Genomic DNA, 11,771 nt, shown 5'->3' with positions numbered 1-11,771 from the left:
ATATAATTAGTTCTTGAAACTGTGGATAGGTGCAGGGATTCTGCCTCCACGGTTAATAAATTTTTCACATGAAAACTGGTTGACAGGCATAATTGGCGCATAGCCAAGCAGTCCGCCAAATTCAGCCTGATCGCCAACGCCCTTGCCGATAACAGGGATCAGACGTACAGCCGTTGTCTTCTGGTTGATCATACCGAGTGCCATCTCATCTGCAATGATACCGGAAATGGTAGCTGCTGATGTATCACCGGGTATTGCGATCATATCAAGTCCAACTGAACATACACAGGTCATTGCCTCTAATTTTTCAAGAGAAAGTGCACCTGCTGATACCGCATCGATCATACGCTGATCTTCACTGACAGGGATAAATGCACCACTTAAACCACCAACATAAGAAGAAGCCATAACACCGCCCTTCTTTACCTGATCATTTAATAAAGCAAGTGCTGCTGTAGTTCCCGGAGCACCGGCATATTCCAGACCAATCTCCTCAAGAATCTCACCAACACTGTCTCCGATTGCGGGTGTAGGTGCAAGTGACAGATCTACGATACCAAACGGAACACCGAGACGTTCGGATGCTTCCTTTGCAACAAGCTGTCCAACTCTTGTAACCTTAAATGCTGTCTTCTTGATCGTTTCACAGAGAACCTCAAAATTCTCACCACGAACTTCTTCCAATGCACTCTTAACAACACCGGGACCGCTGACGCCGACATTGATAACGCAATCGCCCTCTGTAACGCCATGGAATGCACCAGCCATAAACGGGTTATCATCCGGTGCATTACAGAATACTACGAACTTGCAGCATCCAAGGGAATCTTCCTCTTTTGTAAGCTCTGCTGTCTCTTTTACCATTTCACCGATCAGTTTTACAGCATCCATATCGATACCTGTCTTTGTAGAACCGACATTTACAGAGCTGCAGACCTTACCGGTACATGCAAGTGCTTCCGGAATGGAACGGATCAGAAGTTCATCGGATGGAGTCATGCCCTTACATACAAGAGCGGAATAACCACCGATAAAGTTTACGCCTACGGCATCTGCAGCCTTATCCAATGTCTTTGCGATCGTTACATAATCATCTGTTGACTTACAAACAGAACTTCCGATCAATGCGATCGGTGTGATTGAGATTCTTTTATTTACGATCGGAATACCATATTTTCTTCCGATATCATTTCCGATAAATACAAGATCCTTTGCCTTTGTTGTGATCTTGGTGTAGATCTTCTCACAGGTTTCTCCTACATCCGCACCAACGCAGTCTAACAGGCTGATACCCATTGTGATCGTTCTGACATCCAGATTCATCTTGCTGATCATAGCATTGGTTTCAATTACTTCATTTATACTAATCATAGTGTGACCTCTTTTCGCCTATTTCTATTCTAAATCTTAGATTCTGTGCATGGTTTCAAAGATTTTCTCATGCTGTACCTTAATCTGTACACCAATCTCATCGCCGATCTCTTTCAGTTCATTTGCGATAATTTCTGTTGACTTTGAAGATTCCTGTATATCAACGACCATCATCATATTGAAGTACCCGCCTACAATTGTCTGTGCAATATCAAGGATATTGACACTGTTCTCTGCAAGGTATACACAGACCTTTGCTGTGATTCCGATGCTGTCTTTACCAACTACTGTAATAATTCTTTTTTTCATGATGTATGTATCCTCCTATATATCACCATTTTTTTGGTTTTATAATAAATTCTTTTGATATGCAAAAGAATCTTCTTCAAATAGTATTTTTATAACTGATGAACGGTTCATCATCATTAATTCCCGACTGTGAGCAAAGCTCCCGGCTGGTCGCGTCTCGCTACCTCAAGTCCAAATTCCCGGACATCCGATGCATATTCATTATCTGAAAGCTCAAGCTTTACCGTTTCATATGCAAGCTCTTCAAAATTATTTTCCTTACTCAGGTGTCCAAGCAGGATTGCTTTGATATGACTGTTTAACAATGCTTTTATTAACTGCCCGGAACGCTCGTTGGACAAATGTCCACGGTTTCCCAGAATACGTTGCTTCAGATAATATGGATATGGTCCCGCCTGAAGCATCCGTATATCATGATTTGCTTCGATCACCATGATATCGGAATTCTTTAATTTATTTACAACATAGTCATCAAAATTCCCCATATCCGTTGCAATGGAAAACTTACTTTTTCCGTCACTGATACTGTAACATACCGGATCAGCGGCATCGTGCCAAATCGCTGATGCATCGATCGACAGATCGTTGATAAAGAATGGTTCATCCGGTTCGATCTCATGGAACAAGCTGTCATCAATCGTTCCAACGGATGACATTTTCTTAATCTCAGAGATTGTTCCCCCTGTTGTATAGATCGGTATGCCATGCTTTCTCGCCATAACACCAAGCCCTTTCACATGATCAATATGCTCATGTGTTACAAGAATTCCATTCAAATCAGAAGGTTTTCGGTCGATCTCATTTAACGCTGTTTCAATTTTCTTACCACTTACGCCTGCATCTACAAGCAGATGTGTCTCTTCATTGCCTACATAATAGCAATTTCCACTGCTACCACTGGCAATACTCAGTAATTCCATATTCTACGCCTCAACTCTGCATCTCCAAAATGTATGAAAAAGCTTCCAGAATATCAGCTTACTCTATCTTTCATACTTATTCCGGTCTAATATATCCGAAACGGCAGATGCTCGATATATATTGTATTAAAATCCGAACGATTACTCAGATCCACATACCGGATTTTCTCTTTAAACCTGTTTATTGTATCAATAAAACCCGGTTCAATCAAGGACAAATATGCGCCCTCAAGTGAAGTATTGCCAAGAACCTTCATTTTCCCCTGAAAGCTCTGCGGGAATAGTCCCAGTGTTACTGCATTTGTCAGATTTAGATGGAATCCAAAGCCTCCTGCAATACAGACTTCAGCAATATCGGAAAGCTCAATACCGATCTCTCTTACAAGCATCATGATTCCTGAAAGAATTGCTGATTTTCCAAGCTGAAATGCCCGAATCGTCTCCATGTCAATCTTCATGTTGCTTCCCATCGAGATACCGGATTCAAAATACGGTTCCGCAAGCACTCCTTCCGAATCCATCTGTCCCCGTTTTAACAATAATGCCAGCATGTCAAATATATTCGAACCGAATACATTTGCTGTACGAAAACATCCTTCAAACGCTGAACCACAGGCAGCAGAGGTCGCCACTCCGTATTCCTTATTACAGAGAATGATCTCCCCGTTTGTTCCAAGATCGATCAGCATACGATATGAGAAATCCCGATCAATCTCTGCGGCAACTGCGCCTGCTGCAATATCTGCGCCGGAAAATGCCGCAATATTCGGCAGACAGATAACATCCGAAGCCGCATTCTCAAAAGATGGAGAAGCGATAAAGTCATTCTGTTCTATCACCCGGATATCCGAATTCTTAAGTGTAAACGGATATCCAAACAGATTCTCTGTCGTAAGCCCTTCTGCGATCGAAAGCATCGTTGCATTTCCTGCCAGAACATATCTGCGGATATGATCTACAGCTTCCGGCGTATTTATAAGCATATGGTCAACACCCTTTTGAATATCCGAAAACAAAAGTAACCGCAGATGCTCCAGACCTTCCTTTGTATCTGCCGCTTGAATCCTCGCTACAACATCAGCACCTGTCGCGATCTGTGAGTTAAGCGTACTGAATGAGCATTTAACTGCTTTCTCATTCAGATCCACAAGCTCCATACCGATCGTAGTCGTACCGATGTCAATGGCAATGCCATATGCGGAAGTAACAGGCTTCTTTCTCTGTTCGGTTGGCAGATTCATCTTATGCCCTGTAATACCGGTAAGCTGTTCTTCCTCCAGCCGTATCGAGATATCCCTATCTACAATGTACTGGCAGCTTTTTACAAAACTGCCAGTATCCTGATTCCATACCAGACACCGGTTACAGCGTCCTTTCATGCCGCAGTTTCCTGCAAAGACATATCCTGCCGCATTCAGTACCTGATACAGATTATCTCCTTTATTACATTTGATCTGTTCTGTTCCGTTTACAGTTACATTTATCATTAATTATAAATTCCTGTTGTCATTTTTTCCTTTGGTCTGTAACCATGTTCTGCGAGCGTATTAATGATCAGCTGCTTATGTTCCGGACCAAATGCTTCCAGTGTGATCACAAGTTCAACTGCCGAATTACGGTTGATCGATACAAACTGGTTATGCTCCAGTTTGATGATATTTCCCTGTAAATCTGCAATAATCTTGGAAATATTCATCAATGCGCCCGGCTTATCCGGAAGCAAGGTTGAAACTGTGAAGATACGGCTTCTGGCAATCAGTCCGTGCTGTACTAAGGATGCAAATGTGATCATATCCATATTACCGCCACTTAAGATGCTGACAACCTTCTGTCCCTTCACATTCAGATGCTTTAAGGCTGCAACAGTAAGCAGACCGGAATTTTCAACCAGCATCTTATGATTTTCCAGCATATCAAGGAAGCAGACGATCAGTTCATTGTCTTCTACTGTGATGATACCGTCCAGATTCTTCTGAATGTATGGGAAGATCTTTGATCCCGGAGTCTTAACTGCTGTACCATCTGCGATCGTGTCTACCATTGGAAGTGTCGTTACTTTCTTATTCTTCAAAGAAACCTGCATACAATTTGCGCCTGCGGGTTCTACACCGATCACTTTGATATTCGGATTCATCATCTTGGCCAGTGTAGATACACCGGTAGCCAGTCCGCCACCACCGATCGGAACAAGAATATAATCTACAAACGGAAGCTCCTTGATGATTTCCATTGCGACAGAGCCCTGTCCGGTTGCAACATCCAGATCATCGAATGGATGAATAAAGGTATAACCCTTATCTTCTGCAAGCTCTAATGCATATGCGCAGGATTCGTCGTATACATCTCCATATAAGATAACCTCTGCACCATATGATTTGGTGCGGTTTACTTTGATCAGAGGAGTTGACGATGGCATAACGATCGTTGCTTTTACCCCATATGCTTTTGCTGCATATGCAACACCCTGTGCATGATTTCCGGCTGATGCAGTGATCAGACCTTTCTGTCTTTCTTCGTCTGTCAGTGTACTGATCTTATAATATGCTCCACGGATCTTATACGCTCCGGTAAGCTGCATATTTTCCGGTTTAAAAAATACTTTATTCCCTGTCAGGTTGCTGTAATATTCGCTCTCTACCAGCTTTGTTGGTAAAACAACTTTTTTAATTATATTATATGCCTCTTCAAATTTTTCTAATGTAAGTTCTTCTGCCATTGTCAGTCTCCTTTTTCTGTATTTCATATTCAGACAGTTATTATCCACCATTGTCATTACTTTTTTATTTTCAAACAGTTACTAGAATAAACTGCACGATTTTCATAATTATAGATCAGCTTCATCCATAAGAATGTCAAGCTCGCTTCGGTCTTCGTCAAAGCCTGAGAACAGTGCTTCCACATATGCGGACGGATCAAAACGCTGTAAGTCGTCAATCTTCTCACCGATTCCGATAAATTTAACCGGAACATTCAATTCTGCCTGAATTGCAATCGCGATACCACCCTTGGCTGTACCGTCTAGCTTTGTGATCACGATACCATCAATCTCCGTTACATTGCTGAACTGTCTTGCCTGCTCTAATGCATTCTGTCCGGTCGTTCCATCTAACACGATCAGGGATTCTACATTTGCATCCGGATAATCTCTGGAAATGATGCGGCGCATCTTAGCCAGCTCATCCATCAGGTTCTTTTTATTATGAAGTCTTCCGGCTGTATCGATCAATAAAATATCGGTATTTCTTGCCTTTGCAGCAGATACCGCATCGTATACAACTGCCGCAGGATCTGCGCCCTCATTATGAGAGATCATCTCTACACCTGCACGATCCGCCCAGGTCTTTAACTGATCGATTGCGGCTGCACGGAATGTATCAGCGGCTGCGATCAGAACCTTTTTACCGCTCTTCTTATACTGGGCTGCCAGCTTACCGATCGTAGTTGTCTTACCGACACCATTTACACCGATCACAAGTATAACTGATTTTTTCTTTTCAAAATCATATGCACTTTCATCCACCATCATCTGATCTCTTATGATATTGATGATCAGTTCCTTGCATGCCGCAGGTTCTTTGATCCTGGCCTCCTTGACACGTTCTTTCAGGTTCTCGATCACCTTTTCCGTTGTCTCATATCCCATATCAGCCATGATGAATGTCTCTTCCAGTTCTTCATAAAAATCATCATCAATATGGGATGCTCCGAACACGGAAGAAAAACTGTCTACGATACTATTTCTTGTCTTACTGAGTCCTTCTTTTAATCGTTTGAAAAATCCCTTCTTTTCCTCAGCCATAGCTTATACCTCCTTATTTGTCCAGATCGTTCTCGATCAGATTTACGGATACCAGAGTGGATACACCCTTTTCCTGCATCGTAATACCATACAGGATATCGGCTGCTTCCATGGTTCCCTTTCTATGTGAAATGACAATAAACTGTGTGTCCTTTGTCAATCGGTTCAGATACTGTGCAAATCGTCTTACATTTGAATCATCCAGTGCTGCTTCGATCTCGTCCAGCAAACAGAATGGTGATGGTTTCAGACTCTGGATCGCAAATAACAGTGCAATCGCTGTCAGTGACTTTTCACCACCGGAAAGCTGCATCATGTTCTGTAATTTCTTTCCCGGCGGCTGTGCAATGATACGGATACCGGTCTCTAAAAGATTGGTATCATCGACCAGTTCCAGTGCACCTCGTCCACCACCGAACAGCTCTTTAAAGACCTTGTCGAACATAACCTGGATCTCTTTGAACTTCGTATTGAACTGTTCCTGCATGGATACATTCAATTTCTCGATCACATCTAACAGATTCTTCTCTGCAAGAACGATATCATCATGCTGTCCCTTTAAAAACTCATATCGTTCTGATACTTCTTTATAGTCCTCGATCGCATTGACATTGACATCACCAAGTGATTTGATCTTTGCTTTTACTGCGGTGATCTCTTTCTTTAAGGATGAAAGATCGTTTAATTCCTCATCCCGGAACTCTGCCGCCATATTTAATGTCAATTCATATTCTGCCCACATATAATTTGACAGCTCATCCGACTTCTCCGTATTCTTCTCAATCGCTGAATCAAGCTTGAATACTGCCTTTTCCAGACCTGCGATCTTCTCGGATAATTCTTCCCGGATCGCAAAGAATTCTTTATGACTGGCTGTCATATCATCCCGTTCTTTATGATATGCTGCAAGCTGTTCTTCCTGATCAGATACTTCATCGGAATCTTTCTCGATCGTCTTACGGATCGCCTCTGCCTGTTCTTCTAACTTCGTGATATCTGTGCCTGTCGCCTGTACCTGTGTTATATAGGATGCCAGTTCTTCCTGTAATTTCTCATCATCCAGACGGATACGTCTTATATTCTCCTGAATAAAGTCATCCTTCTGTTTTACTGAGTTATATTCGATCAGTAATTCAGATACCTTCGTATTTGCCGCTGCAAGCTTGCTCTGTGCTTCGATAGCCTTGGCTTCCAGTTCCTTGATCATTTCTTCACACTGAACCTTGGCAGCTTCATGCTTCTTATTATTATCAGCAAGCTGATCTTTATTTGTATTGATCTCCGCTATCTGACTGTTCAACTCATTGATTTCTTTCTGGATCGATGCAAATGCTTTCTCAGACTCTGCAAGCTTGGATGCTACCTGCTCCATATTTAAAGACAACGTATTCTTCTCAAGATATGCCTGCTGAAGTCTTGTGTTTAAGCTCTCAATCTGCGCGCGGAGTGCATCTCTTGACGTTTTTAATTCTTCATCCAGTCCGGCTGCATCCTTTGCGATCAGATTTAACTCATCGATCTTTTTCCTGATCTCATCCAATTCTCTCTTTCGTCCAAGAAGATTACTGGAATTACGGAAAGCACCACCTGTCATTGATCCGCCCGGATTGATCAGTTCACCTTCGATCGTAACCAGTCTCAGAGACTGATTGTATTTTCTCGCAACTGCAAGTGCATGGTCGATGTTATCTACAACCACGATCCTGCCAAGCAGATTCTTAACGAGTCGATCAAATTTTGCATCTGCCTTTACCAGAGAAGAAGCGATACCGATCACACCCTGTTCTGACAGAACTTCATTTCGAACCTGTCCACGGTCTGTGATCGTATTTAACGGAAGAAAAGTTGCACGACCATATTTGTTCTGTTTTAAGAACTGAATGATCTTCTTTGCCGTGCTGTCATCCTCCGTAACAATATTCTGAATGCTTCCGCCGAGTGCAGTCTCGACAGCAACCTCATACTTCTTATCTACATCGATTATATCAGCAACAACTCCAATAATGCCCGGATTGTTCTTTTTCTGCTCCATAACACGACGGATGCTGTTGCCATAGCCATCATAGCGTTCTGTAATATTCCGGAGTGCTTCCATCTTGGATCTGGTCGCTGATAATTCTTCGTTTGTATTATGTATCCGCTCACGATTGACTTTATTTCTGCTCTGATTTTCTTCCAGATCCTTTTCTGCAGTTTCGAGTTCCTTGATAATGCCGGATACATTCTGATCCAATACAGATAGCTTTGCCTGTAACTCATCATGTTCCTTCCGGTCGTTATTATCATCACTTTTAAATTGCAGATATCTCTGATTTAACTGGGTCTTACGGAAGTTGATGTTCTCAAGCATCGCATCATATCTTCCGACCTTCGCCTGAAGATTTCCACTCTCATGGATATATTCGATGATGTCGGATTTACATTCTTCGATCTTATCCTGGCATTCATGGATATAGGCATCCAAGCGGCTGCTTTCTCCTTTTGCAGTATCCAGAGAACCGGAAATGGTTGAAACCTGATCTCCAAGGGCATCCTTTTGTCCTTGATAATTCTCCATCTCTTTCCGATCAGTTTCCCGCTGACGGTTGATCCTGTCGATCTGTTCCTGTATATTCTTATCATTCTGTCGGGAGTTCAAGATCTGCTGGTTGATAACGTTGATCTCACCTTCCAGACGTTCATTTTTTAACCGGAGCTCATGCACCTGATTCTTGGATGCATCGATTGCCTGATTGATCTCCTCTAACGCCTGCTCGATACGCTCATATTCTTCCTTTGTATGCTCCAGTTCTTCTTTATTCTGCGTGAGATCATTATTTAAGATTTCCCGATTCTCTGTATCTTTATCAAGAATCTCTTTTAAATGCTCCATTTCAAGGAAAAAAGCATTGATATCCAGTTTCTTCAGTTCGTCCTTAAATAACAGATATTTTCTCGCTGTTTCTGACTGCTTCTGTAATGGACCGACCTGCTTTTCCAACTCATATAAAATATCATTGACACGACTTAGATTGTCACGCTCTGCCTCTAATGATTTCTCGGCTGCCGCTTTGTTCTTTTTAAATTTTACAATTCCTGCCGCTTCATCGAACAGTTCCCGTCGTTCCTCCGGTTTACCATTTAAGATCTTCTCAATCTGACCCTGTCCGATAATGGAATATCCCTCTTTACCGATACCGGTATCAAAGAACAGCGAATTTACATCCTTTAAACGACTGACTGTACCATTAATAAGATATTCACTTTCTCCCGAACGATACACACGTCTGGCAACCGTTACTTCATTATAATCAATCGGCAGATGATGATCACTGTTATCTAACGTGATCGCTACATAAGCAGAACCCTGTGGCTTACGAAGCTGTGTACCGGAGAAGATTACATCCTCCATCTTAGAGCCTCGGAGACTCTTTGCACTCTGTTCACCAAGTACCCAGCGGACAGCATCCGCTACGTTACTCTTCCCCGAACCATTCGGTCCAACGATACAGGTTATTCCATGATTGAATTTGAATACGATTTTATTTGCAAATGATTTGAAGCCGTTTACTTCAATACTTTTTAAATACATATATTAACCCTGCTTTTTCTTTATTTGTAACAGTGCATTATATGCTGCCGTCTGCTCCGAAGCCTTTCTGGATGCTCCTTCACCTGTTGCAACATGCTCCCCGTTAATGCACACCTCGGATATATAAGATTTATTATGATCCGGCCCCTTCTCCTCTAACAAGGCATAAGTAAGGGTTTTTTCTTCTTTCTGCGCAAGCTCCTGCAAGGTTGACTTGGCATCATAAAACAGTGAATGTGTCTCAACATCATCAAGTAAAAACCGGTGGACAAATTTCTTTGCCTCATCTAAGCCGCCATCCAGATAGATCGCACCGAGAACTGCCTCAAACAGATCACACATGATCGAGTTCCGATTTCTCCCTCCGGTCAGATCTTCTCCCCTGCTTAACAGAACATAATGTCCAAACTTTAGTTCCTTGGATATCTGAGACAAGGTAAATTCACATACCAGACTTGCTCGGAGCTTTGTTAATTTTCCTTCCGGGTAATCCGGATAATTTTTATAAAGATATTCACTTACAACGAATTCCAGGATTGCATCCCCAAGGAATTCCGACCGTTCATAGGATTCTACTTTATTGATCTTCCGCTCATTTGCATAGGACTTATGTGTTAACGCTGTTACAAGCAGTTCCAGATCATGAAAGGTATACCCAATGATATCTTCTATATTATGAAATCGTTCTGTGTTCATAATTACTTCGCCACTTCTTTTCCAATATTCTCGGCAATTTTTTCATTTACACCATTTTCCTTGAAATTAATACACTGGAAAATAGCGCTCTTAACCTCTTCGTTATGAGAATTACCGTGGATCTTTACAACAAGGCCCTTTAAGCCAAGCAACGGTGCACCACCTTTGTTCTTCGCATTAAAACGTTCCTTCAAGCCGTTCAATGAACTCTTGATCAGAAGTCCTCCGATCTTGGTTTTAAATGAAGACATGATCGTATTCTTGATCTCACCTAAAAGCATCTTTGCAAGGCCTTCATACAACTTTAAGATAACATTTCCGACAAATGCTTCACAGACAATGACATCTGCTGCACCATTTGGAATCTCTCTTGCCTCGATACTTCCAACAAAATTAATGTCCTTACATTCTTTTAATAACGGATATGTCTCTTTTACAAGAGCATTTCCCTTTTCTTCTTCATCACCGATATTTACGATCGCAACTCTTGGATTCTTTACATGCTCGATATTCTCCATATAGATAGAACCCATCTTTGCAAACTGTAACAGATGTTCCGGTCTGGCATCGACATTCGCTCCACAGTCGATCAGAAGGGAATAACCCTTTGATGTAGGAAGTAATGGAGCAAGCGGTGAACGCTTTACACCTTTGGAACGTCCGACTACCAACTGTCCACCTGCAAGGATCGCACCTGAGCTTCCGGCTGAAATAATCGCATCAGCTTCTCCGTTCTTTACCATATTCAGACCAACCACCAGTGAAGAATCCTTCTTGCTTCTGACAGCCTGTACCGGGGCTTCATGACAGGTGATCTCCTCTGTTGCATTTACAACCTCGATCTTTGACTGATCGTAAGTATATTTTGCAAGTTCCTTCTTTATTACATCTTCTTTACCGGTCAGTATTATCTGTGCCTTTGCGCCTTCATTGATCGCTTCTACTGCACCTCTTATGATCCACTCCGGTGCATAATCTCCACCCATGGCATCTACGACTACTCTTGTTACTTCGCTCATCTTATTCCTGTTTCCTTTCTATACCGGAACTATTCCGGCATTTCCATATTTCTTATTATACGAATCGGAGTCCAGACTCCTACGCA

The 11,771-nt window shown here is 42.1% G+C and carries 9 protein-coding genes; all 9 read right to left on the bottom strand.

Features of this window, described 5'->3' with window-relative positions; all coding sequences use genetic code 11:
- Positions 1-6 precede the first annotated feature (6 nt).
- Positions 7-1,371, bottom strand: coding sequence for a PFL family protein (locus WKT03_RS03265; protein WP_021943898.1), 1,365 nt, complete (start codon positions 1,369-1,371; stop codon positions 7-9).
- 36 nt (positions 1,372-1,407) lie between these two features.
- Positions 1,408-1,680 (bottom strand): ACT domain-containing protein, encoded by a 273-nt coding sequence (locus tag WKT03_RS03260; protein ID WP_008400881.1) that lies wholly within the window; start codon positions 1,678-1,680, stop codon positions 1,408-1,410.
- A 116-nt stretch (positions 1,681-1,796) separates the two neighbouring features.
- Positions 1,797-2,600, bottom strand: coding sequence for an MBL fold metallo-hydrolase (locus WKT03_RS03255; protein WP_021943899.1), 804 nt, complete (start codon positions 2,598-2,600; stop codon positions 1,797-1,799).
- A gap of 86 nt (positions 2,601-2,686) precedes the next feature.
- Positions 2,687-4,087, bottom strand: a complete 1,401-nt coding sequence (locus WKT03_RS03250; protein WP_340390907.1) for an ASKHA domain-containing protein — start codon at positions 4,085-4,087, stop codon at positions 2,687-2,689.
- Positions 4,087-5,316, bottom strand: a complete 1,230-nt coding sequence (gene ilvA / locus WKT03_RS03245) for a threonine ammonia-lyase (protein WP_021943901.1) — start codon at positions 5,314-5,316, stop codon at positions 4,087-4,089. Before ilvA ends, WKT03_RS03250 begins: the two co-directional genes overlap by 1 nt.
- 108 nt (positions 5,317-5,424) lie before the next feature.
- Positions 5,425-6,399 carry a signal recognition particle-docking protein FtsY gene (ftsY, locus tag WKT03_RS03240; protein WP_021943902.1) on the bottom strand — a complete coding sequence of 325 codons (975 nt, stop codon included), beginning with the start codon at positions 6,397-6,399 and terminating at the stop codon, positions 5,425-5,427.
- A gap of 13 nt (positions 6,400-6,412) precedes the next feature.
- Positions 6,413-9,970: a chromosome segregation protein SMC gene (gene smc / locus WKT03_RS03235; protein ID WP_340390906.1), complete on the bottom strand. Its 3,558-nt coding sequence runs from the start codon at positions 9,968-9,970 to the stop codon at positions 6,413-6,415.
- Between the two features lie 3 nt (positions 9,971-9,973).
- Entirely contained in the window at positions 9,974-10,666 is a 693-nt protein-coding gene (rnc, locus tag WKT03_RS03230; RefSeq protein ID WP_117807543.1) for a ribonuclease III, read from the bottom strand.
- Between the two features lie 2 nt (positions 10,667-10,668).
- Positions 10,669-11,685: a phosphate acyltransferase PlsX gene (gene plsX / locus WKT03_RS03225; protein WP_021943905.1), complete on the bottom strand. Its 1,017-nt coding sequence runs from the start codon at positions 11,683-11,685 to the stop codon at positions 10,669-10,671.
- Between the last annotated feature and the right edge of the window lie 86 nt (positions 11,686-11,771).

The organism is Coprococcus sp. HCN-4056 (assembly GCF_037892645.1).
Lineage (GTDB): Bacteria > Bacillota > Clostridia > Lachnospirales > Lachnospiraceae > Coprococcus > Coprococcus ammoniilyticus.
Note: the sequence above shows the minus strand (reverse complement) of the source record. Positions and strands in the feature narration are given on the sequence as shown.